18 protein-coding genes and 2 pseudogenes are annotated in these 25,631 nt (G+C 70.1%); 15 read left to right on the plus strand and 5 right to left on the minus strand.

The genetic code is table 11. From position 1 onward, the window contains the following. The first annotated feature begins 74 nt into the window (after positions 1-74). Positions 75-3,626 (plus strand): carboxylic acid reductase, encoded by a 3,552-nt coding sequence (gene car, locus ACEXOX_RS01545; protein ID WP_406526191.1) that lies wholly within the window; start codon positions 75-77, stop codon positions 3,624-3,626. Between the two features lie 178 nt (positions 3,627-3,804). On the opposite strand, the pseudogene ACEXOX_RS01550 reads toward car, so the two are convergent. Continuing rightward, positions 3,805-4,070: pseudogene (locus ACEXOX_RS01550) on the minus strand (helix-turn-helix domain-containing protein); the annotation flags it as partial. Positions 4,071-4,158: 88 nt separating this feature from the next. Here ACEXOX_RS01550 and ACEXOX_RS01555 point away from each other — a divergent pair. From ACEXOX_RS01555 to ACEXOX_RS01585, 7 genes are all read left to right on the plus strand, one after another. Then, on the plus strand, positions 4,159-4,785 hold the full coding sequence (locus tag ACEXOX_RS01555; protein WP_406518614.1) for a class I SAM-dependent methyltransferase: 627 nt from the start codon (positions 4,159-4,161) through the stop codon (positions 4,783-4,785). A 62-nt stretch (positions 4,786-4,847) separates the two neighbouring features. After that, positions 4,848-5,348: a DinB family protein gene (locus ACEXOX_RS01560; RefSeq protein WP_406518615.1), complete on the plus strand. Its 501-nt coding sequence runs from the start codon at positions 4,848-4,850 to the stop codon at positions 5,346-5,348. Positions 5,349-5,454: 106 nt separating this feature from the next. Continuing rightward, complete coding sequence (locus tag ACEXOX_RS01565) at positions 5,455-6,495, plus strand: vWA domain-containing protein (RefSeq protein WP_406518617.1); 1,041 nt, start codon at positions 5,455-5,457, stop codon at positions 6,493-6,495. A 296-nt stretch (positions 6,496-6,791) separates the two neighbouring features. Then, complete coding sequence (locus tag ACEXOX_RS01570; protein WP_406518618.1) at positions 6,792-7,682, plus strand: helix-turn-helix domain-containing protein; 891 nt, start codon at positions 6,792-6,794, stop codon at positions 7,680-7,682. A 59-nt stretch (positions 7,683-7,741) separates the two neighbouring features. After that, on the plus strand, positions 7,742-7,912 hold the full coding sequence (locus ACEXOX_RS01575) for a hypothetical protein (protein ID WP_406518619.1): 171 nt from the start codon (positions 7,742-7,744) through the stop codon (positions 7,910-7,912). A 5-nt stretch (positions 7,913-7,917) separates the two neighbouring features. Next, positions 7,918-9,042, plus strand: coding sequence for an epoxide hydrolase family protein (locus ACEXOX_RS01580; protein ID WP_406526192.1), 1,125 nt, complete (start codon positions 7,918-7,920; stop codon positions 9,040-9,042). A gap of 262 nt (positions 9,043-9,304) precedes the next feature. After that, complete coding sequence (locus ACEXOX_RS01585; RefSeq protein ID WP_406518620.1) at positions 9,305-9,616, plus strand: DUF6506 family protein; 312 nt, start codon at positions 9,305-9,307, stop codon at positions 9,614-9,616. Between the two features lie 148 nt (positions 9,617-9,764). Here ACEXOX_RS01585 and ACEXOX_RS01590 read toward each other — a convergent pair. Further along, positions 9,765-10,916: pseudogene (locus ACEXOX_RS01590) on the minus strand (MFS transporter); the annotation flags it as partial. Between the two features lie 228 nt (positions 10,917-11,144). Here ACEXOX_RS01590 and ACEXOX_RS01595 point away from each other — a divergent pair. The 6 genes from ACEXOX_RS01595 (at position 11,145) to ACEXOX_RS01620 (ending at position 18,342) form a co-directional block, all read left to right on the plus strand. Next, the gene (locus ACEXOX_RS01595) at positions 11,145-11,597 is read left to right on the plus strand and encodes a winged helix-turn-helix transcriptional regulator (protein ID WP_406518621.1); all 453 of its coding nucleotides are present in this window, start codon (positions 11,145-11,147) and stop codon (positions 11,595-11,597) included. A gap of 55 nt (positions 11,598-11,652) precedes the next feature. Next, the gene (locus tag ACEXOX_RS01600; protein ID WP_406518622.1) at positions 11,653-12,147 is read left to right on the plus strand and encodes a hypothetical protein; all 495 of its coding nucleotides are present in this window, start codon (positions 11,653-11,655) and stop codon (positions 12,145-12,147) included. Between the two features lie 300 nt (positions 12,148-12,447). Continuing rightward, a complete protein-coding gene (locus ACEXOX_RS01605; protein WP_406518623.1) occupies positions 12,448-14,196 on the plus strand; it encodes an FG-GAP-like repeat-containing protein in 1,749 nt (582 codons plus the stop codon). Between the two features lie 833 nt (positions 14,197-15,029). After that, entirely contained in the window at positions 15,030-16,580 is a 1,551-nt protein-coding gene (locus tag ACEXOX_RS01610) for an FG-GAP-like repeat-containing protein (protein WP_406518624.1), read from the plus strand. 182 nt (positions 16,581-16,762) lie between these two features. Then, the gene (locus ACEXOX_RS01615) at positions 16,763-17,203 is read left to right on the plus strand and encodes an NUDIX domain-containing protein (RefSeq protein WP_406518625.1); all 441 of its coding nucleotides are present in this window, start codon (positions 16,763-16,765) and stop codon (positions 17,201-17,203) included. Between the two features lie 215 nt (positions 17,204-17,418). Beyond that, positions 17,419-18,342: an LLM class flavin-dependent oxidoreductase gene (locus tag ACEXOX_RS01620; RefSeq protein ID WP_406518626.1), complete on the plus strand. Its 924-nt coding sequence runs from the start codon at positions 17,419-17,421 to the stop codon at positions 18,340-18,342. Between the two features lie 68 nt (positions 18,343-18,410). Here the strand turns inward: ACEXOX_RS01620 and ACEXOX_RS01625 are convergent, their stop codons facing one another. The 3 genes from ACEXOX_RS01625 to ACEXOX_RS01635 form a co-directional block, all read right to left on the minus strand. After that, positions 18,411-19,874 (minus strand): thioester reductase domain-containing protein, encoded by a 1,464-nt coding sequence (locus tag ACEXOX_RS01625; RefSeq protein ID WP_406518628.1) that lies wholly within the window; start codon positions 19,872-19,874, stop codon positions 18,411-18,413. A 5-nt stretch (positions 19,875-19,879) separates the two neighbouring features. Further along, positions 19,880-22,036, minus strand: coding sequence for an AMP-binding protein (locus ACEXOX_RS01630; protein ID WP_406518629.1), 2,157 nt, complete (start codon positions 22,034-22,036; stop codon positions 19,880-19,882). A 281-nt stretch (positions 22,037-22,317) separates the two neighbouring features. Next, positions 22,318-23,712 carry an MFS transporter gene (locus ACEXOX_RS01635; RefSeq protein WP_406518631.1) on the minus strand — a complete coding sequence of 465 codons (1,395 nt, stop codon included), beginning with the start codon at positions 23,710-23,712 and terminating at the stop codon, positions 22,318-22,320. Positions 23,713-23,997: 285 nt separating this feature from the next. Between ACEXOX_RS01635 and ACEXOX_RS01640 the strand changes: the two genes are divergently transcribed. Continuing rightward, entirely contained in the window at positions 23,998-25,596 is a 1,599-nt protein-coding gene (locus ACEXOX_RS01640; RefSeq protein ID WP_406518632.1) for a 2-isopropylmalate synthase, read from the plus strand. The last annotated feature ends 35 nt before the right edge of the window (positions 25,597-25,631 follow it).

The raw sequence follows: 25,631 nt of genomic DNA on the forward strand, positions 1-25,631 counted from the left end.
CTGTACGCGACGGATCCCCAGTTCCGCGACGCCGCCCCCTCAACTCCGTCACCGAGGCGATCCAGCGGCCGGGCCTGTCGCTCGCCGAACTCGTGACCACGGTGATGGAGGGATACGCGGACCGCCCCGCCCTGGGCGAGCGGGCCACCGAGCCCGTCATCGACCCGGATACGGGCCGCACCACACTGCGCCTCCTGAAGCGCTTCGACACGATCAGCTACGGCGAACTGTGGGAACGTGTCGGCGCGGTGGCCTCCGAATGGCAGCGGCACCCCGACCACGCCGTGAGCCGGGGCGACTTCGCCGCGGTGCTCGGTGCCCCGAGCGCCGAGTACACCGTGGTGGATCTGGCGTGCGTCCGCTCCGGTGCGGTGAGTGTTCCTCTCCAGGCCGGCGCCTCGGCGGAGCACCTGGCCCCCATCGTCGCGCAGACCGGACCGCGCCTGCTGTCCGTCGACATGGCACACCTCGATGTCGCGCTCCAGCTCGCGGCGGATGCCCCGTCACTGGTCCGGATCGTCGTTCTGGGCCACCGTCCCGAGGTCACCGCCCATCAGGAGAAGCTGGACTCGGCGCGCGACCGGCTCGCGGCGCAGGGCCGAGGCGTCAGCCTGGACACACTGGCGTCGGTGATCGCGCGAGGACGAGCCCTGCCACCGGCCCCTCGGAGCCCCGAGGGGGCAACGGCCGACGCGCTCAGCTTGCTGATCTACACCTCGGGAAGTACGGGCACCCCCAAGGGCGCCATGTACACCGAGCGTCTGGTCCGGCAGTTCTGGGTCGACTTCGTACCTGGCCAGGGGCTACGGCCGTCCATCGTGCTCAACTACATGCCGCTCAGCCACATGATGGGGCGAGGCGTGCTGTTCGGCACGCTCGCCAAGGGAGGTATCGCCTACTTCGTGGCGTCGAGCGACCTGTCGACGCTCTTCGAGGATCTCGCCCTGGTCCGCCCCACCGAGTTCATCATGGTGCCCCGCATCAGCGACATGCTGTTCCAGCGCTACCAGCATGAGTTGACCCGCCGGAACGACGCGGGGACGGCAGGGGATACGGGCGAGCAGACGGAGCGCGAGCAGGCAGAGCGCGAGCAGGCGAAACCCGTACAGGAAGAACACGTACAGGAGAACCGCGTACGGGAAGAACTGCGGGAAGAACTGCGGGAGAAGACCCTGGGCGGACGGCTCCTGTGGGCCGTCAGCGCCTCGGCCCCACTGAGCGCGGAGAGGGCGGCGTTCGTCGAAAACTGCTTGCACGTCAAGCTGCTCGACGGTTACGGATCGACGGAAGCCGGCATCGTCTCGCTCGACGGCCGGGTGCTGCGCCCGCCGGTGACCGACCACAAACTGGTGGACGTGCCCGAGCTGGGATACTTCCGGACCGATGCGCCACACCCCAGGGGCGAATTGCTGATCAAGTCCGACCGGCTCTTTTCCGGCTACCTTCAGCGGCCGGATGCCACCGCCCAGGTCTTCGACGAGGACGGCTTCTACCGCACGGGCGACATCATGGCCCGTACCGGGCCCGACGAGCTGGTGTACGTCGACCGCCGTTCCAACGTCCTCAAGCTCTCACAGGGCGAGTTCGTGGCCACCTCCCGCCTGGAAACCCTCTTCACTGCCAGCCCGTTCGTCCGGCAGGTCTTCGTGTACGGCAACAGTGCCCGTTCCTACCTGCTCGCGGTCATCGTGCCCACCCAGGACGCGCTCGACCACGCCGGCCAGGACACCCGGCGCCTCAGGTCGATCCTGCGTGAGTCCCTGCACCACCTCGCCACCGAGGCGGGTCTCAACTCGTACGAGGTCCCACGGGACTTCCTCATTGAGACCGAGCCGTTCAGTCAGCGGAACGGGTTGCTCTCCGGAGTGCGCAAGCTGCTGCGCCCCGCGTTGACGAAGCGCTACGGCGAGCGCCTCGAAGCGCTGTACTCCGAACTGAGCGAGCGCGGGGCCGACGAACTACAGGAACTGCGTCAGGCCGGCCCGTCCCAGCCCGTACCGGACACCGTGCTCCGGGCCGCCCGAGCGCTCCTCGGGCACCAGCAGGGGGACGTCACCCCCGGCACGCACTTCCTCGAACTCGGCGGTGACAGCCTCTCCGCGCTGTCCTTCTCCCAACTGCTCAAAGAGATTTTCCACGTCGACGTCCCGGTCGGCGTCCTCATCAACCCGGTCAACACCCTCCAGAAGGTGGCTGTTCACATCGAGAAGGCCCTTGCGGGACACCGGCGTCCGACTGCCGACAGCGTCCACGGACCGAACGCGACGCGGCTCGTGGCGGGTGACCTGACGTTGGACGCGTTCCTCGACACGGAAACCCTTGTGCGGGCCGGCAGCCCTGCCGGCCCGCTGCCCGAGGCACGGACCGTCCTGCTGACCGGAGCCAACGGCTACCTGGGCCGCTTCCTGTGCCTCGAATGGCTGGAGCGGGTAGCTGAGCGCGGCGGCACCCTGGTGTGTGTGGTCCGTGGCAGCACCGACGAGGCAGCCCGGGCACGACTCGACGCCGCCTTCGACAGCGGCGACCCGGAACTCCTCCGGCACTACCACGACTTGGCCGCCAAGCATCTGGAGGTGGTTGCCGGCGACATCGGCGAGGCCGGACTCGGGCTCGGCGAGGAGACCTGGCAGCGGCTGGCCGACACCGTGGACCTGATCGTCCATCCCGCCGCACTCGTCAACCATGTCCTGCCGTACGACCAGCAGTTCGGCCCCAACGTACTGGGCACGGCCGAACTGATCAGGCTCGCGCTCACCTCCCGTGTCAAGCAGTTCAGCTACCTGTCGACGGTCGCCGTCGTCTTCGGGTACGAGGCGGCGGCCGACGAGACGGCGGACATCCGTACGGCCTGCGGGGCGCGCGACCTCGACGGCGGGTACGCGACCGGGTACGCGGCCGGCAAATGGGCGGGCGAGGTGCTGCTGCGCGAGGCGCACGACGCGTACGGCCTGCCGGTCGCCGTGTTCCGCTCGAACATGATCCTCGCGCACCGGCGCTACCGGGGCCAGCTGAACGTCCCGGACGTGTTCACCCGCCTCCTGCTGAGCCTGCTGGCGACCGGCATCGCCCCCGGCAGTTTCTACGACCGGGGCGTCGGTGACGGCAAGGGTGTCGGCAAGGGTGACGGCAGCGATGATGGCAATGCTGATGGCAGCGTTGACGACGCCGCTGGCAGCGCCGATGGCGGCAGCGGGCACTACGACGGGCTCCCCGTGGACTTCACAGCGCGGGCCATCGCCTCACTGGGCGACGGCACTCGGGAGGGGTTCCGGACCTTCAACGTCGTGAACCCGCACGAGGACGGCATCTCGCTCGACACATTCGTCGACTGGCTGGTGGCAGCCGGGCAGCCGCTGACCCGCATCCCCGATTACGACGAGTGGCTCGACCGCTTCGAAACCGCCCTGCGTGGTCTGCCCGACCGCCAACGGCAGCATTCGCTGCTCCCCCTGCTGCACGCCTTCGCCAAGCCGCAGGAGCCCTTGCCTGGATCCGCCCTGCCGGCGGACCGGTTCCGCGCGGCCGTGCGAGCCGCCGCCCTCGACAAGGAGAACGACATCCCCCACCTGTCCCAGGCCCTGCTCACCAAGTACGTGGCGGACCTCCGGTCGCAGCGCCTGCTGTGACCCGACCCGCGCGGACGATCATTTCGGAGAGCCGTGTGCGTTCTCCGGCCCCCGCCGGATTCATCACCGGGGCTGGACGGGAGACGACCGATCGGGGTCGGTGCCTACAGACGAACGGTCGGGATCGGTGCGCACAGACGGCCGGTCGGGATCGGTGCGCACATGCGCACGCAGCCCGCCGTCTGATCGGTTTCAGGTGGATCCGGGAGCGCCGGTGCGCGGGGCACCGACGAGATCGTCCAGCGGGACGTCGTGGATACGGGCCGACGGCAGCAGCAGTTCCAGGGTCGGCCGACGCTGCCCGCTCTCCAGCCGGGAGAGGGTGCTCTCCGAAACGCCGGTCGTCGCCGCGAGATCGGCGAGGGTGAGGCCGCGGTGCCGGCGCAGCGCGCGGAGCCGCGGGCCCACCGCGTCGAGCACGTCGTCGTCCGTCTTGGGGTCCATGGCGCCCAACTTGCCGTTACCGCAAGTTTTCGTGCCAGGCCGTGCGGTGGCTGGCAAGACTGGGCGCCCACCGACACAAGGAGTCTTGATGAGCACCACCGATGCGGTCGCGTTCTGGGACGGCGTTCATGCGGCCCGTACGGCAGGCGGCAAGCCGCGGCCCAACGTTCGCCTCACCGAGACCGTGACGGGCCTGCCGCCCGGCGACGCGCTCGACCTCGGATGCGGTGCCGGCGGCGACGCGCTGTGGCTCGCCGGCCAGGGATGGCTGGTCACCGCCGTCGACATCTCGGCCGTGGCGGTCGAGCGGCTCGCCGGCCTCGCCCGCTCACACGGCCTGGACGAACGCGTCACCGCCCTGCCGTACGACCTGCACGAGTCCTTTCCGCCGGGCTCATTCGACCTGATCTGCGCCCATTACCTCCAGACCCCGTGCGTCCTGGACCGGGCAACCGCCCTGCGCTCGGCCGCGCACGCCCTGCGCCCCGGCGGGCGGCTGCTGGTCGTCGACCACGGCTCGGCCGCGCCGTGGTCGTGGCAGCAGGACCCCGACACGCGATACCCGAGTCCGCGGGAAGTCGCCGCCGGAATCGGCCTGGCCCCGGAGACATGGACGGTCGAACGGGCCGACGCGCCCCGTCGGATCGCGACCGGCCCGGACGGGCGCACCGCCGAAGTCACCGACCACGTCCTCGTCATCCGCCGTACCGCCTGACGCGGCAGCGCGCGCTGCCCTTGACGACGACTCGATGACTCGACGAAGACAGGCACTCCCTGTTGTCCAGCACCACGCGCCACACCCGACGCGGCGACACCCCACCACCGCGGACCGGAAGCAGCGAGAACGAGGTCCTGCGCGGATTCCTCGACTATCTCCGTACGTCGATCGCCGCGAAGGTCGACGGCGCCCCCGAGCCGCAGGTACGGACAGCCGTCGTGCCGTCGGGCACGAACCTGCTCGGCCTGCTCAACCATCTGACGGCGGTCGAGCGCTGGATGTTCCTCAGGGACGGCGTCACCGACTGGCAGGCGACGTTCCGGGCCGCGCCGGGGGACAGCGTGGCCGACGTCGTGGCCCGCTACCGCGAGACGGTCGAGCGCGCGAACGTCGTTCTCGACATGTGCACCGACCTCGACGCACCGGTCCCCCGGCCACGGGCGGGAGCCCCAGGCCCCAGCGTTCGCTGGGCGCTGACCCACATGATCGAGGAAACCGGCCGTCACGCGGGCCACGCGGACATCCTCCGTGAACTGATCGACGGCTCGACCGGCCGCTGATCCCTTCGCGTACCAGGGGTGCGCGGGGCCGGGCCCGGCTTCCAAGATCGATTGTCAGTGGTGGGTGAGAAGGTGGAGGCATCGAGTCGGAAGAGGGGGAGCATTCATGTCCGGAAACCAGAACTACATCAATCACGTCGCTCTTGTGCTGGATGCCAGTTCGTCCATGTCACACCTGAGCCGCAAGGTCGTCGACGTCGCCGACCAGCAGATCGCCTATCTGGCCCGCCGCTCGCAGGAACTGGGCCAGGAGACCCGCGTGACGGTGTACGCCTTCGCGGACACGGTGGAATGCGTCATTTACGACAAGGACGTGCTGCGAATGCCGTCCCTGAAGCAGCTGTACCGGGTCGGCGGAATGACGGCGCTGCTGGCGGCCACACTGAAGTCGCAGCGCGAACTGGCGCAGACGGCGCAACTGTACGGTGACCACAGCTTCCTGACGTTCGTGCTGACCGACGGGCAGGAGAATGCGAGCCACCGCTGCCCGGACGCCTCCGGCAAGGACACGCGTGATCTGGTCCAGGCCGTGGCCGAACTGATCCGGACGCAGCAGGACAACTGGACGCTCGCCGTCCTCGTGCCGGACCAGATGGGCAAGCGCGAGGCGATGCAGTGCGGCTTCCCGAAGGACAACATCGCCATCTGGGACGCCACCAGCACCCAGGGCCTGGAGGAGGCGGGACAGGTCATCCAGCAGGCCACCGAGAATTTCATGGTGGGCCGGGCCCAAGGCATCCGGGGCTCCCGGGCGGTGTTCTCCACCGGCGCGGAGACGGTCAACAAGGACACGATCCAGGCAGCCGGCCTCACCCCGGTGGATCCGTCGGAATACCAGCTGATTCCGGTGGCTCGGGCAGCGGGGATACGTGAGTGGGTCGTCGAGTGCGGACACACCTTCCGTACCGGATGCGCCTTCTATCAGCTGAGCAAGTCGGAGAAGATCCAGGCGCGGAAGCAGATAGCGGTGCTGGAGAAGAAGACGGACCGGGTGTACACGGGACCGGAGGCTCGCTCCCTGCTGGGTCTGCCGGACGCGGAAGTCCGCGTCAATCCGGACCGCAACGACGACTTCACCATTTTCGTGCAGAGCACCAGCGTGAATCGAAAGCTGGTGCCGCACACGCGGCTGCTGCTGATGCTCTGAGGTCCGGGACGGCCGGGAGCCTTGGAATGCCCGGAGGCTCCGGGACTTTCGGGAATCCCGGAATGCCCGGAAGCCCCGGAAGTCCCGGAGGCCCCGCCGGTCGGACCGGCGGGGTCGCGCCCCCGGGTTCGGCATGCGGGCGGTCGCGCCCGGCTCGGGCGGGGTTGGCCGGGTCGGGCCGGGCGGTTCGCCCGGCCCGGGATGGGCCGGGCCGGGGCTGGCTGGGCGGTTCACACGGGCCGGGCTGGACCGGGCCGCAAGCCGTTCAGGCCACCCGAGCCATTAATCTCGACCCTATGGTGTTCGATTCGGCTCATTTCGATCTCCAGCCCTACGCCGGTTTCGCCATGGATTCCTATGTCCGGCGGACGCATTGCAGCTGGGAGGACGCCGGCTGGCAGTCGCTGCTCGTCCAGCGGTTCCACCACGTCCCGGTGGTCGAGAGCATGGAGTTGCCGGCCGCGGCGGACCTGCACCTGATCCTGCCCGTGGCCGGCCGGGCCGTGATGGAGACACGGGCCGACGGCCGGTGGCACCACCACACCTGGGTGCCCGGCCGGCTCGAACTGGCCGTTCCCGACCGGCCCGTCCGTCGCCGCTATCGCGGGGACGGACCGTTGCGCAGCGTGCAGGTGCACATCCCGCGCGGCACGGTCGAACGTACCGCGGCGCAGCTGGGAGGCCGCGAGGTGGACTACGAGAGCATGGCGTCCTCCGTGGCCGCCGGTGACCCGCTCCTCCTGGAGGCGGTCCGCGCCGTCGGGTCGGCGGAGGAGACCGGCGACCTGTACGCCGAGGCCTCGGCCGCCTTCCTCGCCGTGCACCTGCTCACCCGTCACTCCCGGGCACCGGGCCGACGAGCGCCCGCGCGGGAGGACGCCCGCGTCCGCGCGGCGATCGCGCTCATGCGGGACCGGCTGGCCGAACCGCTCACGCTGGCCGATGTCGCGGACGAGGTGCATCTGAGCGTCTTCCACCTCGTCCGCGTGTTCCGCCTGGCAACGGGACAGACACCTCACCGGTACCTCACCCACCTCCGCGTCGAAGAGGCGAAACGCCTGCTGCGGGAGACCGGCTTCACGATCGCCCGGATCGCGCCGCTCTGCGGATTCGCCGACCCCGGCGCCCTGTCGACAGCGTTCCTGCGCCATACCGGCGTCCGCCCCTCGGCGTACCGCAATTCCTGACCGCTTCGCGGCAATCCTGAGCATGGGGCCGAGCGGTGACCGTACCTAGGGTTTCGTCCATGTCCGAAAACACGACGGCAACGCCCGCGACAAGGCAGCGCGAACGAACCGAGCAGGACGCACGAATCGACCAGGCCGAGCAGAGCGAGCGGACCGAGCAGGTCACGGGCCGGACCGAGCTTGTCGGGCGGATCGAGCCCTTCCCCTCCACATTCCCGACCGTGAGCTGACGCTCCTGCGGGCTCGTCTCGACGAAGTCCGGCTCCCCGAGCCCGAAACGGTGCCGGACGCGTCACAGGGCATCGGGCTCAGCCGGTTGAGGATGTTGCTGGATGCCTGGCGCCGGCATGACTGGCGGGCCACGGAAGACCGCTGGAACGCGATTCCGCACTATCGCGCCCGTATCGACGGACTGAACATCGCGTTCTGGCACGTGCGTTCGCCGGAGCCGTCGGCGCTTCCCCTGGTCTTGACCCACGGCTGGCCGGGCTCCGTGCTGGAATTCGAGGACGTCCTCGGGCCGCTCACCGACCCTGTCGCTCATGGCGGTTCGGCGGCCGACGCTTTTCACGTGGTCGTACCGTCGCTGCCCGGGTTCGGGTTCAGTGAGCGGCCGCACGAGTCCGGTTGGCAGCCCGCCCGTACGGCGCGGGCGTGGGCCGAGTTGATGACCGCGCTCGGGTACGAGCGGTTCGGCGCGCACGGCGGTGACTGGGGCGCGTACGTCAGTACCGAGCTGGCGCGCCAAGTGCCCGAGCGCGTAGTCGGCCTGCATCTGACGATGCCGCTCGCCTCTCCCCTGCCGGAGGACCGGGACACACCGACCCCGGCGGAACAACGCATGCTGGAGCGGCGCGACACCCATCTCGCGGACGGCTACGGCTTCGGGCTGATCATGTCGACGCGGCCGCAGACGCTCGGCTACTCCCTGCTCGACTCCCCCGCCGGCCTGGCGGCGTGGCTCGGTGAGAAGTTCGCCGCCTACTCCGACACCCGGCCCGAGGCCGGTGGCGGGGTGACCGTGACGCAGCAGGTGGAGAACTTCGCCCTGTACTGGCTGACCGGGACCGGCGCCTCCAGTGCCCGCTGGTACTGGGAAGCCATGCGGTGGGTGCCGCGCAGCGCCGAAGAGGAGATCGCGCAACCGGTGACGGCACCCACCGCCTGCTCGCTGTTCCCGGCCGAGCCGTGGCCGACCGCCCGGCGCTGGGCCGAGCGCCGTTACCACGACCTGCGCTCATGGCACGAGATGGATCGCGGCGGCCACTTCCCCGGCCTGGAACAGCCGGACCTGCTGGTTGCCGAAATCCGGGCCGCTTTCGAGCACGCGCGTCCGCGCACGGACCGCCTCCCGCACTGACGGCTCCACGCAAGCCCCCCAAGCAGACGGCTACCCCGGCCAGATGACCGGGGCGGCCGCGTTCCACACCTGTTCCGCCAGCGCTGGTGGCCAAGGGCCACGGTGTCGACGACAGCCCGTGTTTCCGCGCCGCCCTCGGGACTGAACTGCCCCGAACTGCACTGGGCTGTCAGCCATTTCCGCCGGTACGCCATCCCTCTGACAGTTCTCACCCAACAGCGAAGCAACTTGGCGCAGGCGCACTGCATGCTCCTCGGCAAACATGGCACTCGACGCTTTCGGCTTCCTTTTCACCGGACGCGGGCTCGACCCCGACCGGGACCGGTCCGTGATCGAGCGGGACGGGTTCCGCGCCGTCATGGTCGGTATGGCGGACCCGTCCCGGGCGCCCGAGGTGGCGGCGGCCCTGGTGGACGAGGGTGTCCAGCTCATCGAACTGTGCGGCGCCTTCGGCCCCGTGTGGACCGCCAAGGTCATCGAGGCCACCAAGTCCCGCGTGCCGGTCGGCTCCGTCGGCTACGGCCCCGAGTCGATCGACGGCATGGCGGCGCTCTTCCCACCACAGGCGGTCTGAACTCACCCTCGGCTCCCGATGCCGCGTACCGGCCTGCGGGAACCGCCCGTCCCTCTGCCTGCGGAGTGACCGTCACCCCCACCGTTCGGCGAGCGCTTTCAGGCCGCGTCAGGGAGGGTACGGACGCGTTGTCGGCCGGGCCCCGCGTGCTGTGCCGGGTGCATGCCCACAGTACGAGCCCGAGGCAGCTGAACGCGGCGCCCAACGCGCATACGGCACCCCAGCCGGCCGCCGTGTAGAGGGAAGTCGCGGCGATGGCACCGGTGGCGCTGCCGATCGAGTAGAACACCATGTACCCGCCGATCAGCCGGCTGCCGGCCTCCGGGTGCAGTGCATGGATCAGAGTCTGGTTGGTGACATGGACCGCCTGCACGGCGAGGTCGAGAAGGATCACCCCGACGGCCAGGGCCCAGAGCGAGCTGCGGGTGAAGGCCAGGGGCAGCCACGAGGCATCGAGCAGCGCCAGGGCGATGCCGGTGGTCCGCCGGGAGAGCCCGCGGTCGTTCAGGCGGCCCGCCACGGTCGCGGCCAGGGCGCCGGCGACACCGATCAGCCCCAGCGCCCCGATCGCGCTGTGGGACAGAAAGTACGGGGACTCACTGAGCGGCATGGCGACACTGCTCCACAACGTGCTGAAGGCGGCGAAGACCAACAGGCCGAACAGGGCCCGGAGCCGCAGCAATGGCTCCCGTACGAACAGAATGACCGTGGAGCGCAGGAGTTGTCCGTAGCGCAGGGCAGGCGGCGAAGTGTCGGTGTGGCGCGGCAGCACTCGGTACAGGACCAGGGCGAGGACGGCGGTGAGCGACGCGGAGGCGAGGTAGACGGAACGCCAGCCCGCGAGGTCGGCCACGAGACCGGAGACGGTACGGGCGAGCAGGATGCCGATGACCACGCCGCTGGTGACCAGGCCGACGGTCCGTCCGCGTGCGGCGGGAGGGGCCAGTGCCGCGGCGAAGGCGACCAACGTCTGCGTGACGACCGCGAGAAGCCCGGTGGCGGCCATGCCCACGAGCAGGATCGCCGCCGTACGGGCAGCGGCTACGACGGCCAGCGCCAGCACCAGGAGCAGTAACTGGGCCACGACGAGCCGTCTGCGGTCGGCCACGTCGCCCAGCGGCACGAGGAAGAAGAGGCCGAGCCCGTATCCGACGTGCGTGAGGGTCACCACGCTGCCCACCAGCGCCGGGCTCATACCGAGGTCGTGCCCCATCGTCACCAGGAGCGGCTGCGACAGGTAGACATTGGCCACCGCGGCCCCGCAGGCGACGGCGAAGAGGACGAGGACGCCACGGGACAGGACGGACGCGGAACTTTCGTCGCCCCGGGCCGCGGCCGCGGCCTCGGCCTTGGTCTCCCTCGCGAACTCGGCCTCGGCCTCAGCCTCGATTCGTCGTCGCGCTACAGCCTCACCGTTGCCGGACATCGGCACCCCTCCGACCATCTGGTTTCAACTTGCTACCAATGATGACGGCGACCGTAGCCGTCTTGGTAGCATGTTGCAACCGTTGAGAGAGCGAGGGGCGCCATGGTGACCAGGACACGCTTCGACGACAGCGACTGCCCCGTCGCCCGGTCGGTGGACGCGATCGGCGACTGGTGGTCCCTGCTGATCGTGCGGGACGCCTTCGACGGGAGCCGGCGCTTCGGGGAGTTCCAGCGCAGCCTCGGCGTGGCGAAGAACATCCTCAGCGCGCGGCTGCGCACCCTGGTCGCCGGCGGAATCCTCGAATCCGCCCCCGCCGAGGACGGCAGCGCCTATCGCGAGTACGTCCTGACCCCGAAGGGCGAGGCACTCTTCCCCGTCATCGTGGCCCTGCGGCAGTGGGGCGAACAGCATTTCTTCGCGCCCGGGGAAGCCCACTCACAACTGGTCGACCGACGACAGGGAAAGCATCTCCGTACGTTGGAAGTGCTTTCGGCGGACGGACGGCGCCTGACCTCCGACGACACCACCGTCCACAAGGTCTCCGAGCAATGATCCGAGCCGAAGTGCCGAAGATGACACGGTATTCGGCCGTGAAATACTGCACCGTATGAACCTTCTGGACATAATTGTCGCTTTCGCTCGGACCGGCTACATCGGCGCCGCGCGCCTGGGAGCACAACTCAAGGACATCGCCGAGGTGTTGGGGCCTCCGTGGGCGGAGGGGTCATCGACCGGAGCCGACGGGCTGCCGTACCTGTATGCGTACGGCAGTCTGGAGCTCGGGACCTGCCAGGCCCACTGCCAGGCAATCGATTCGATCACCGTCCAGACGGACTGGCCCACGATGGAATGGCCGTCGCGGGAGCCGGGCCAGGCGGAGACGTTTCCCGGCCGGCCCGCCTACAGCGAAGTCCTACGGGCGCTGGACGAGGCTGGATGCGCCTGGGAACGCCATGAGCCACTGACCTTTGAGGATCAGTGTGCGTTCCGCGTCCCCGCTTCGGGCGCGGTCTTCGTCTTCGGGACGGACGACGGGGACGAGCCCACGCTCCACGGAGTGTCGGCGTACGAGCGCGGCCCCCACGCTTGCGGCCAGGGCTGATCCGGCGCGTCAGGCACGGAGAACCGACACCCGAGACCGTACGGCGACCAGGACCCCTCCACATCCGCATCCGCAACCCTTCGCATCGGCACCCGCAGTCGAGAGGGGTGAGGAGTACATGACGATAGGATCCCGAATCGGCACACAGTGCACATGTGTCGGGAAAGTCGGCCTTGCCCGCGAGTGCGGCCCGGTGCCGCGCCCGGCCTTGAATGATGATCGCGCGAAGGGGACCGCGAAGGGGCCATGAACCAACTTCTCTCACACATACCGGGGTGGGCCCGGGGCCTGGTCGCGGGCATGAGCGCTGCCGCTCTGCCCGTGGCCTTCGCCCACGTGGCCGTGGCCGCTCCTGCCGCCGCTGCCATCTCGGTCCACACGACAGCCCATGCGGCAGCCCCCGCGGCCGGCCCTACAGCCTCCACCGGCCCCGCTCAGCCCGAAATACGGGTGGTGTCCTGGAACATCTGCGGCGAAGCGGGCGGTGAGCGCGGCGAGGCGGGGTACTGCCCGCACCGCAACGAGCCCGCGCAGAAGGCCGCAGAGGTCAAGAAGCTGGTCGACGAGCGGCAGGCCAACGTGGTGATGCTGCAAGAGGTGTGCGGCGTCGCCCCCGGCAGCCTTCTGGAGTCGCTGCGCGCCCGGTTGGGCGACGGCTGGGACATCCGGCGCGCCTCCGGGGCCCGGCCCGACGGACGTACGGACTGCCGTGGCGCCCTCTCGGGTGAGCTGGGCGTCGCCCTGGCAGTCAAGGGAACCATCACCGAGAGTTCCTCGGCCAACATGCTGCCCGCGGATCCGTCGGGCCTGGACAAGCAGACGCTCCCCATCCTGTGCGCGTCCGTCCAGGGCTGGACGACCAGGGTGTGCACCACGCACATCGCGGTCGGCGAATCCGAGCGCGTCGCCCAGCAGGTCAAAAATGTGAAGGCGTATCTCGGCACGTCCGCGAACACCGGCTTCATTCTCGGCGGGGACTTCAACCGCAACGCGGACGCGCACCAGATGGATCCGCTGACGTCTTCCTTCGACCGGTGCATCGACGGTTACACGTACCACGGTTGGGACCGCGCGGCGCGGCGGCACTCACTCCACAAGCTGGACCACTTCTTCACCGACCGGACTCCCGGCAACAGCCGGTTCGCGGCCTGCGCCATCGACACGTCCCGGATGGACCAGTCGGAGAACGAACCCACCAGCGGGCCGCCCACCGCGTACTCCGACCACGCGCCGATCTTCGCCCAGCTGCTCGGGACCCCCGTCCCCGGTGACTTGAGCGGCGACGGCAAGCCGGACCTGGTGGCGGTGGACGACGCGGGCAAGCTGCGGCTCTACCGCGGGCTGGGCGACGGCGGGGTCACCGGCGGCCACCGCGTCATCGGCACGGGCGGCTGGTCCGGCGCCTCCGTCACCCACCGCGGCGACTTCACCGGCGACGGCCGCGAGGACCTGCTCGCGCGCATCGGCAGCGACCTGTGGCTCTACCCCAACACGGGCGAGGGCTCGCTCGGTGACCGTATCCGGATCGGCCGGAACTGGCCGACCGACGCCCAGATCGTCGCCGCCGGCGATGTCACCGGTGACGGCCACCCCGACCTCGTGGCGAGTTACGAGGACAAGCTCTGGCTGTACGCGGGTGACCCGGAGAACCGGCCGCAGCTCAAGCCGAGGGTGCAGCTGGGCGGCGACGGCTGGGCGGCGATGACGCTGTCCGCGGCCGGCGACGCCACCGGCGACGGGCGGCCCGACCTGTTCGTCCGGGACACCCGCGACGACAAGCTGTGGCTCTACCACGGCCTTTCCGACCACACCTTCGGTGACCGCACCCTCTACGGCACGCGCGGCTGGAGCACCCGCAATCGGCCGTTGATCACCGGGGCGGCGGACGCGAACGGCGACGGGGTGACGGACCTGTGGGCCACGACGGCGGACGGGAGCGGCACGCTGCTGTACTACAAGGGTGGCAGCGACGACACCGGTAACCCGGTGGACGGGCCGGCCACGGTCATCGGCCCGACGGGCTGGAAGCGGATCCAGGCCATCAGCTGAGCCGACCGGCCGGCCTCCGGAATGGACTCGCGGTGCCGCGTGCCCGGTAAAGGGCACGCGGCACCGCGGGTTCCGGAATGCGTTCACGGCGCCGTGGGCCCAGAACCGCGGGACAAGGGCAACAGAACTGCGGAATCACGGATTGACGAAGCCCCGAAACCGCAGACCCCGAAACCGCAAATCCCCGAGACCTCGAAACCGCAGCGCAAACCGCGCTCCCCCGCGCACTCCCCCATCGGTACGCGAACTTGCCGAAGTCGATCAACGATCAAGCGGCACCGGGACGCCCGCAGCAGTTCCACCAAACGCGCACGCCCGACGCCGAACGACCACAACAACGCACCTGACCTGCAAAAACACTCCGCCGCCGCCTCCCGACCGCACTCCCCCGGACCAGCAGGACCCGCATACCGCATGCCCCATATTGTCCGCTCCCGCCCCTCCTCCCTGTGCAAGGTTGCTGCCATGGGAAATGGAGTAGTGATCGTGTGGTGGCCCGCACCCACGAGCAGCGTCTTCCGGTCCACCGCGGCTGTTTCTCTCATGCGCCGCAGCGCCTTGTGGCCCGTGATGACAACGGCCGTTCCCCGACCGGAATAACACGCCTTCTCGTGCGCCGCAGTACGTCGTGACGGCCTTCGGCATTCCGGATTCCGGCTGCCTCGTGAGCCAGGCCTGGATGCTGTCACCACGAACCGCCGTCCTTCGGCAGCACGCCGAGACACACCGCCCAGCCGCTCCCCCACCGCCTGGCGCGGCTCCCTGCCGCGCCAGGAACCAACCTCAGGAAGCAACACGCCCTGCTCAGGGCAGAACAGAACAGAAAGGCCGTCATGTCCTCCAGACGCCCCTCCCGCGCCGGTCTCGCCGCCGGGCTTTCCGCCGCCGCCATGGCCGCAGGCCTGCTGACCGCGGGGCCTGCCGACGCGGTCATGGGCCCCGTGGCCAAGGACGGTTCCTACCCGTCCACCGTGAAGCTGGACATCGGCGAAGGCAAGCGCAGCTGCACGGCCACGCTCGTCGACGAGCTGTGGCTGGTCACCGCCGCCAGCTGCTTCGCCGACGACCCCGCACAGTACGCACAGCTCACCGCCGGGGCACCGAAGTTCAAGACCACGGCGACCGTGGGGCGCGCCGATCTCTCCCGGACGGACGGCGGCGCGGTCACGACGGTCGAGCAGCTCGTCCCGCGTGGTGACCGTGACCTGGTCATGGCCAAGCTGGCCAAGCCCGTCCCCGGTGTCGCGCCGGCCGGCGTCCCGACCGGGAAGCTGTCGCCGAACGAGGACGTCTCCGTCAGCGGCTTCGGCCGCACCAAGGACGAATGGGTGCCCGACCGCCTGCACTACGGGCACTTCACCACGCGCGACGTGGAGGGCACCACCGTCGGCATCGTCGGCAAGGACGACGCGGCGGCCGTGTGCGAGGGTGACGCCGGCGCCCCCGTATGGCGCGAAAGCGGCGGCCGGTTCGAGCTCGTCGGGGTCAACAACCGTTCGTGGTTCAAGGGCTGCTTCGGCCATGAGGCCGAGACCCGCGACGGTGCCGTCGCGTCCCGTACGGACGACATCGCCGACTGGATCCAGACGGTACGGCTGACCACGAAGGTCAAGGACGTCAGCAACGTCATCGCTGCCGCCGACTTCGACGGTGACGGCCGCACCGACATCGCCGCCGTCCTCAACGACGGAAACCTGCACTCCTTCTCCACCAAGCCGGACGGCACGCTGCGGTACGGCCGCGAACTGTGGGCCCACGACGGCACCTGGAACAGCTACCGGCAGATCATCGGCGGTGACTTCAACGGCGACGGCAAGGCCGACCTGATCGCCCTCCGCGGCGACGGGCAGCTCTTCCTGCACACCGGCTCCGGCGACGGCACCCTCAACCCGCGCCGCCCCCTGTGGCACGACACCTCCTGGGGCACGATGAAGCACATCGTGCGCTACCGCTCCGACTCCTCCGGCCGCGACGGCCTGGCCGCCGTGTGGGGCGACGGCTCGCTGCACGCCTACACCACCAACCCCGACGGCACCCTCGTCAACGCCAAGCGTGACCTGTGGCCCGACAACAGCTGGGACGGCATGAAGCGCCTGGCCACGGGCGACTTCAACGGCGACGGCCGGGACGACATCGCCGCGATCGCCTACGACGGCACGCTCCGCCTCTACACCGGCAACGCCCAGGGCACCGTCACCCGTGCCGCCGACCTCTGGCACGACAAGACGTGGGGCTACATGCGCTCCATCCTCGGCGGCGACTTCAACGGTGACGGCAAGGCCGACATCGTCGCCCACCGCGTCGACGGCGACCTGCGCCTCTACACCGGCAATGGCAAGGCCCCGCTGACCAGCGGCCCCCTCATGTGGCCCACCGCCTCCTGACCGGCCTTACCCCGGCTCCACGGCCAGCGGCCCGCACGGTGACGCGTAGCGTCCACCGTGCGGGCCGCCGCACTTCCCCGGGCGCGGGGTGTTCGCGCACCGGCCTCCTGCCGGGCCCGGTGCCGCTGGGAGCGTGCTACGTTCCGCAGGGCCGACCCGCGCACCGCTGGACGAGGACCGTCATGACGTACCCGTCGCCGCTGTGGCCCGTTTCCGTGAAAGGTGTCGCGCTCGACGCGCGTGGGCGTGTGTTGCTGCTGCGCAACGAGCGTGACGAGTGGGAGTTGCCGGGAGGCCGGCTGGAGACCGGCGTCGGCGGAGGGGTGTTGCCTGACCTGAGCCCGGAGGCTGCGCTGGAGCGCGAGATCCGGGAAGAGACCGGCTGGGACGTCGAGGCCGGGCCGCTCCTGGACGGCGGTGTATGGGTCTATCAGCCGCTCCCCGGGTGCCGCGTGCTGATCGTGACGTACGGCTGCACCGTGCTGACGCCCGAGCGGCCACCCGTCGTCAGCCATGAGCACCAGCGGCTGGGCCTGTTCGCCGCGGGTGAGGTGCCGGGGCTGGCGATGCCGGACGGATACAAGCGGGCCGTCACCGCCTGGTACGGCCGGGGTGGCTCCTGATGGACCCGTCGGTGTCGCATTGGCCGTATTCGAGGGTGGGTTCTAGAGGTCTCCTGACTGCGCGCCGGGGTGGGTGATCAGTACTGTCGGGTGCGGGCCTGGGGCAGTGGTGGGCGGGCGGGGGCTGCCTGGTGGGTGGCGTCGCTGTGGCCGGCCGGTGCGGCTCGGGCTGGAGGGCTTCGTACGCCGGTGGATGCCGGGGCGGAGCGGCACCGATGAAACTGGAGTCAGTTGTGCGCATCAGCGTCTGTATCCTGCCCGACCGTCCGTTCCGGGAGGCGGCCGCGACCTGGAGGCACGCCGAGGAGCTGGGATTCCACGCCGCCTACAGCTACGACCACATCACCTGGGCGGGGTTGCCGGACAGTGCCTGGTACGGCGCGATGCCCACGTTGGCGGCCGCTGCCGGAGTCACCTCGCGGATCAGACTCGGTACGTTGGTGACGTCGCCGAACTACCGGCATCCGGTGCCGCTCGCGCACGATGTCATCACGCTGGACGCCATCACTGAGGGCCGCTTCGTCCTGGGCTTCGGTGCGGGCTCGCCCGATGCCGATGCTTATGTGCTCGGCCAGGGTGAGCGGGGCAAGGGCTGGTCGGTGCAGGAGCGCGGGGGCCGCTACCGCGAGTCGGTGGAGTTGCTGGACCGGCTGCTGACGGGGGCGCCCGACGGGCGAAAGCACACCACCTTTCGCGGCCGCTATTACGAGGCGGTCGACGCTCGGCTGGAGCCGGGGTGCGTACAGCGGCCCCGGGTGCCTTTCATGTTGGCGGCGAACGGTCCGCTGGGGATGCGGACCGTCGCGCGCCACGGCGCGTCGTGGGTCGTCACCGATCAGGGGGACGTGCCGCGGCAGGAGCGGACCGCGTCCTGGACGTGGTCCGTGCTCGCCCGTCGGATGGAGCAGCTCGACGCGGCGTGCGAGCGCGAGGGGCGTGATCCCAAGACGCTGGGGCGGACGCTGCTGACCGGGTTCTCGCTGTTGCCGACGATGGAGTCGGCGCAGGCTTTCGAAGATGTCGCGGGCCGTTGCGCGGAGTTGGGCTTCACCGAGGTCGTGGTGCATTACCCGCGTAAGTCCGGGTTCTTCGCCACCGGGCGGCATGTGATGGAAGAGATCGCGCCCGCGCGCGGCTGAGACGCTTCCGGCGGTGCCTGTTCAGCCCCGTCCACAGTTGGCTGCGGACGGGGCTGTGTGCGGCAGGTTCAGAGGAGGTCGTGCAGTTTCAGGTCGGCGACGCACTTGGTGACGAACTCGGGTGAGAGCGACGGTACGGCTCCCCGGCCCACGCCCAGCCTGCTGACCGCCGCGGTGAACCGTGCGGCCGGTACCGCCGAGCCCGGCCGCGGCTCTCCCGGCCGGGTGTATGCCTGCATCAACGGGAGGAGGGACAGGCGCCGTTGGTGGTCGGGCAGGCCCCGCAGGGCCGCCTCGGTGCGCTGATGCCACTGGCGGTGGTCGTCGAAGCGGGTGATCGGGTGTCCCGCGTCGATCAGCCAGTCCACGAACTCGTCCAGGGAGATCCCGTCGTCATGGGTGTTGACCGTGTTGTAGGTGAGGTGGTCGTGCGTGTTGTCGGCGCTGAGGGAGGTGATCGCCGCGGCGGTGAAGTCGACCGGCAGGCCGCTGTAGTGCGCGCGCCTGCGGCGGCCGTCCGGGGTGAGCCGGTAGAAGGAGAGCGGCGCCATGCCGGTGGTGATGACACTCAGGAGCAGCCGGGTGAAGCGGTCCGTCAGGTTCAGCTGGCCGGGCAGGCGGCTGTGGGCCAGGATCATGTCCGGCCGCAGGACGGTGACCGGCAAGCCCGTCGCCTCGTGCGCCTGGCGCAGCAGGACCTCGCCGGCCCACTTGCTCGTGGCGTATCCGTTCGCGTCGGAGTCGTCCAGTCGCCGGACGGGGCACGCCGTACGGACGTCGGCGGTTTCGTCGAGGAACGAGCCGTCGGGCAGCATCGCGGCGGCCACCGTCGAGACGTAGGCGAACCGTTTGACGCGGTGGGTGAGCGCCAGCTCGACGAGCTGTGCCGTGGCGGTGACGTTGGGGGTGAACAGCCGGTGGTACGGCAGGATGTGGTTGACCAGCGCGGCAGCGTGCACGATCTGGTCGGTCTGGTGGGCCAGTGTCTGCCAGGCAGGCTCCGCCAGGCCCAGTCGCGGCGCCGACACGTCGGCGGCCAGGACCGTCAGGTGCTGTGCGGCGACGTCGTCGAACCAGTCGGGCTGGTCGGCCGCCGCGGCGCGCAGGCACTCCAGTACGCGCCGGTGTGCGGCGGCGTCGTCCGCGGCCCGGACGAGGCAGGTCAGCCGCCCGCCCGTCGCGGCGACGCGCCGCAGCCATTCGACGGCCAGGAAGCGTCCCAGGTAGCCGGTCGCTCCGGTGAGCAGGACGTTGTGGGCGGGGGTGGTGGAAGTGGTGGGGACGGGAGGGGTGGTGGGGGTGGTGCTGTCGGGTGTTGTCTGTGGCGCCTGGGTCGGTGGCCGGGTCAGGAGTCGTCGGTCCATGAAGTGGTCGAGTGCCAGGTCGTGGGCCGTGACTTCACGGGCTTCGCGCCCGTGCACCGAGGCGAAGGTGGGGCGGGACTCCTGTGCGCGGTGCGCCGGATCGAGGTGGTCGGCGATGCGAGCCAGCGTTGAAGAGGGCTGGAGGATGAGCTGGATGGGCACCTCCACGTCGGCTATCTGTTCGAGGACGGTCGAGAAGGTGTGGGCCGACAGGGAGTCACCCCCAGGTCGGTGAAAGCGGTCTCGGCCCTGATCAGCGAGGAGGGGCAGCCGAGGGTGATCTGGGCCGCGGTGAGCACCGCCTGGAGGGGTGTTACCTGTGCGCCGGCTGCTCTGAGTGCCGCGACCTGGCCCGCACGTCCGGTCGCGATGTCCGCGTACAGCTGTTCCAGTTGGGGCCCGTAGTGCTCCTTGAGGGCGGGGCGCAGGTGTTTGCCTGCCCCCGAGAGGAGGCCGTTGGCGACGGTGAACGGCTCCCGTTCGACGATGACGTCGTGCGGAATCTCCCAGGCGTGCAGGCCCGCGCCGTGCGCGAGTTCGCGCATCGAGTCCAGGACGCGGCCGCGTACGGTGTCCTCGTCGGCCCGGTGCAGGCGTTCGGCGTCGGGGACCACCACAGCGAGCAGGAACGCCTGCTCGCTGCTGCCGTACACGTAGATCTGCGCGATGTCCGGGCTGGTCGCGTACAGCGCCTCCAGCGCGGCTACGGTGACGAACTCGCCCTGGGAGAGTTTGACGACGTTGTTGATGCGGTCGACGTAGACCAGACGGCCGGGGGCGGTCTCGGCGAAGACGTCGCCGGTGCGGTAGTAGCCGTCCTCGTCGAAGGCGCGGGCGGTGACCTCGGGCTGTTTGTAGTACCCGGGGAAGAGCCCGATCGACTTGACCCGCAACTCGCCGCGAGGGTGTGGCTTGTCGGTGGTGAAGTATCCCAGTTCGGGTACGTCGGCCAGCCGGTAGTCGGTCACCGGCGGGCGGCGCAGCCGCTGGTCGACGACGATGGCCCGGGTCGTCTCCGTCGATCCGTAGCAGTCGATGATCGGTGTGCCGAGGAGCGCGGCGGTGAAGGTGTGCATCGCCTCGGACAGCGGGGCGCTGCCGCACAGGGCGGTGACGATCCGGCCGCCGAGCATGCCGTCGCGGACCTGGACGGACGCGGCTGCCTCCGCCTCGGGGCGTGGCACGCCGGTGCGGCCGATGCGGTCCGCTTCGAGCAGGTGGCGCTGGTGGACCATGTCGCAGATTCTCGGTACGAGGCTCAGCGCCGTGGGCCGGGCCAGGCGGATGTCGTCGAACAGGGTCGACATGTCGCCGCGGGCGGTGAAGTAGCCGGTGCCGCCGCAGGAGAGGCCGTTGATCAGCCAGGCACGGCCGTTGACGTGGCTCATCGGCATGTAGTGCACCACGAACACCGGAGTGCCGGCGGCGCCACCGGCGTTGAGGCCGCCGCGCGCGTTGTGCCACATCCTGGTGAGCATGGCGGCGGTGTAGATCGCGCCCTTGGGCGTGCCGGTGCTGCCGGAGGTGTAGATCAGACTGACCAGCCGGTCGGGGTCGTTGTCCTCGTACGGCCGTACGGGCGGCAGCTGACCGCCCCGGTCCAAGTCATTTTGCAGCAGGGCCACTTCGGCTCGCCCGCCGAGTGCGGCGCCGGCCGCCTCGAAGGCTTTCCGGTGGTCGTCCACGCGCATGTCGCAGTCGAAGACCACCAGCCGTTCGATGGAGTCGCAGGCCAGGACGGCGCCGACGGCGGCCTCGACCGAGCCGATGTCGGCGGCGAGGACGCGGGGCAGCGTCTCGGCGAGGACCGGTGCCAGCCGTACGGCGGACGAGCCGGTGGGCAGCGGCACCGACACCGCTCCCAGGTGCATGCAGGCCAGGTCGATGGTGGTGTAGTCCAGGCTGGTGAAGCCCAGGGTGGCGACGAAGTCGCCGGGGCGCAGGCCGCCGGTGTGGCCGGCGGGGTTGGCGCCGTCGGTGGCCGAGCCGTCCGCGCCCTCGTCGCCGGCGTTGTCGTCGGTCCAGGCCGCCGCGAGGCGGCCGGCCCGCTGCCACAGTTCGGCGTAGGACACCGTCTCGAAGGCTGGCAGGAGTTCGCGGGTGCGGCGGCCGGTGGCGGGGTCGCGGACGAGGTGTCCGGCCCGGCGGGCGAGTGCCGGGCGGTCCGCGTAGCCGTGCATGGCGGCCGCGATGGCGCCGGTGAGGCTGTCCTGTCGGCTGATGGCGTCGGCGACATCGGGGTCGGGGGCGGCCCGGGCGAACTGGGGGTCGTTCGCGTACAGTGCCGCGATCCTGGACGCGACGTCGTGGTCTGCCTGAGGCTCCGGCATGAGTACTCCGAGGTGGGAAGAGTGCGGAGAAGCTGGAAAGCGGAGGAACGGGAAGCAGGGGAACGGGAAGCGGAGGAGCAGGGAGCGGTGAAGCGCTGCCTGGCGGCGGGGGGCCTGTCCGGTGGCGGGTGTGCCTGTCCGGCCGCGAATGTGCCTGTCCGGCCGCGCGTCGGCGGGCAGTGCCCGACCGCCGCCCCCAGGCGGCTTCCGACAGGCAACATGCGGCGGCCTCCCGGCTGTTGCTCGTCCCGCCTCAGCGGACAGCCCCGGCCGCCGCCCCGTCAACCGGTCTCGGCAGGACGCGACGACCGGCCACCGATGACTGCGGCCAGTGCCATCAGTACGTAGACGGCGACCAGGGCGATCGCCGGGGCGGTGATGCCGGTCGCGGCCGGGAGGCCGGCCAGCAGGGCGACGCCGATCAGGGAGCCGGTGGAGCGGCCCGCCGACATCAGTCCGGAGGCGATGGCCGAGTGGTGTGCCGGTGCCGCCGCCATGGTCAGGGTGATCTGCGGCACGGTCATCAGACCGAAGCCCAGGCCGATGAAGACCAGCCCGGTGCACGTACCGAGGGGTGCCTGGCTGCCGATGACGGCCAGCACCACCCCGCCGAGCAGGGACAGGGCGATTCCGGCGCCCAGGACCGTCCGGGGGCCGAGCTTGGTGCCGAAGCGTCCGGCGAGCAGGGGCATGAAGGTGATGGGCAGGGCGGAGGCCAGGAAGCACAGCCCCACGGTGACCGGGTCGTAGCCGCGTACCTGCTGGAGGAAGACGCTCAGGGTGAACATCAGCCCGTTGTAGCCGACGAAGAGCAGCAGGCCGACAGCCACGTAGCTGCGGAAGCCGGGGGCCCGGAACAGGTCGGCCGGGATCATGGGGTGGGCGTAACCGCGCTGCCGGGCGACGAAGACGGCGAAGGCGATCAGGGCCGTCACCGCGGCCGCCACGGGCAGCGGCCGGGTCCAGCCCAGGTCCTGGCCCTCGGCGAGCGCCAGTGCCAGACCGCCCAGGAAGACGACGGAGAGCAGCTGGCCCGGGATGTCCTGCGGCTGCTTGTGCGCGGGCTGTTCGTGCCGGGGCATGTGCCGTGCCGAGAGCCACAGGACGGTCAGGGCGACGGGCACGTTGATCAGGAAGATGCTGCGCCAGCCCACCGTCTCCACCAGGGCGCCGCCGAGGGTGGGACCGAAGGCGACCGGGCTGCCCGCGACCATCGACCAGATGGAGACCGCTCTGGCGCGTTGGCCGGGGTCGCGGTAGGTGTCGGTGAGCATCACCAGGGTGGCGGGCATGACCAGTACCGCGCCCAGTCCTTGTGCCGCCCGCATGGCGACGAGTAAGGCGCCGTCGGGGGCCAGGCCGCACAGCGCGGACGTCGTCCCGAACAGGACGACGCCGAGCCGGAACATCGGCACCGCGCCGTACCGTTTGACCGCCGCGGCGCCGGCCAGCATCAGGCCGGCGATGACGACCACGTAGGACGTGACGACGAACTGCATCGTCGGCAGGCTCGCGCGGAGACTGTCGCGGATCGCCGGGATCGCGACGTGCACGATGCTGGTGTCGATGACGATCATGCCGTGTGCCAGGCAGGCCAGCGTCAGGACGCGGCCGGGCCGCAGGGTCGCCCTGCCCCCGTCCGACGTGCGGTGGTCGAGACTGGTGGATTCGGCCATGGCCTGCCATTTCGCATGAGGCGGAGAATTGTTTCCGAGCAATACAGCGGAATTCTAGTGCCGGAACGCGCAGCGTCAACAGGTAAGTTGACCGGGCGGCCCGGGTGTCCGAATTATCCGATTCCAGGGTCAGGTATAGAGGACGGTCTACTTCCCTGCGGGTCCTGACGCTCCGTAGTCTTCGGAGCGCTGAGAAACGCGATAGAGCGCAGCCTGGAAGTGCAAGGGGGATTACCATTGACTTTTTCCCGAGAGTCTTGGGAAACATTGCAACGTCCGTCGTCCATGCCGTTCCACCGTTATGCGCGGGACGCTGCGGCTCCCACTTCAGGCTGGTCACGGCGGTGGCCGGACGGTACGCTCGATCGCAGCCCGATCTGGGCCTCGGTTGATCTGCGCGACGGCAACCAGGCACTGGCCGACCCCATGGACACGCGCCGCAAGCAGCGGATGTTCGATCTGCTGGTGGCCACCGGTTTCCAGGACATAGAAATCGGTTATCCGGCGGCCAGTGCGCACGACTTCGATTTCGTCAGGAAACTGGTCGTCAAGGAAGGAATTCCGGACGATGTGACGGTGTCGGTTTTCACGCCGGCCCGCGCGGATCTCATCGAGCGGACCTTCGAGGCAATTCGCGGAGCCGAACGCGCCGTGGTGCATTTGTGTCACGCGACGGCGTGCCTGTGGCGCGAGGTCGTGTTCCACATGTCGGCGCGTGAGGTGGTGGGCATGGCCGTCGAGGGTGCTCAGCACCTGGTGCGGCTGGCGGAGCGCGAGCCCGGGAGCGACATCCGGTTCGAGTACTCGCCGGAGACCTTCAACCTCACCGAGCCGGAACTCGCGCTGGAGATCGCCAACCGGGTCGTGGAGGTCGTCGGCGCCACGGCCGAGCGGCCGCTGGTGCTCAACCTGCCGACGACCGTGGAGACCCACTCGCCCCATGTCTTCGCGGACCAGGTGGAGTGGATGCACCGCAACCTGGACCGGCGCGAGGCCATCGTCCTGTCCGTGCACCCGCACAACGACCGGGGCACCGCCGTCGCGTCGGCGGAACTGGCCCTGCTCGCCGGGGCCGACCGGGTCGAGGGCACATTGTTCGGCAACGGCGAACGCACCGGCAATGTCTGCCTGGTGACGCTGGCGCTCAACATGTTCAGCAGCGGCGTCGATCCCCAGCTGGACCTGTCCGACATCGACACCGTCCGCGAGATCGTCGAGGACTGCAACCGGCTGCCGGTGCACCCCCGCCACCCGTACGCCGGTGACCTGGTGTACACCGCCTTCTCCGGCACCCACCAGGACGCCATCGCCAAGGGCCTGGCGGCGCTGGCCGACCGGGCCGAACGCGAGGGCAAGGACGTCGGCGAGATGCCCTGGCAGGTTCCGTACCTGCCCATCGACCCGAAGGACGTCGGCCGCGACTACCAGGCGATCATCCGGGTCAACGGCCAGTCCGGCAAGGGCGGGATCAACTACGTGCTCAAGGCCGGCTGGGGCGTCGACCTGCCGGTCGAGCTGCGGCGGGACTTCGCGGCCGTGGTCCAGGGGGCCGCCGACGCCCTGGGGCGGGAGCTGGAGCCGCCGGAGATCTGGCAGCTGCTGCGGGAGACCTACGGGCTCGACGACTCGCCGGCGCTGCCCGCCGACGCCGACGAGAACGAGGTCCTCGGGCAGCTCGGCGCCGAGCACGGCGTGGCGTTCACCCGGGTGCACTTCACGGGCACGCCCGCGGCGACCGGCGCACCGGCGACCTGCCTGGTGGCACTGGAGGCGGGCGGCCGGACGCTCTGGGGACTCGGCCAGGCGGCCACCACCGCCGACGCGGCACACCGATCGGCCCGTTCCGCCCTGCGCAGGGCGGGCCTGCACGAAGGAGCACGGTGAAGAACAACTCTTTTCTCGCGGTCAGTCCCGGTATC

Source organism: Streptomyces sp. Ac-502, assembly GCF_045222935.1.
GTDB lineage: Bacteria > Actinomycetota > Actinomycetes > Streptomycetales > Streptomycetaceae > Streptomyces > Streptomyces monomycini.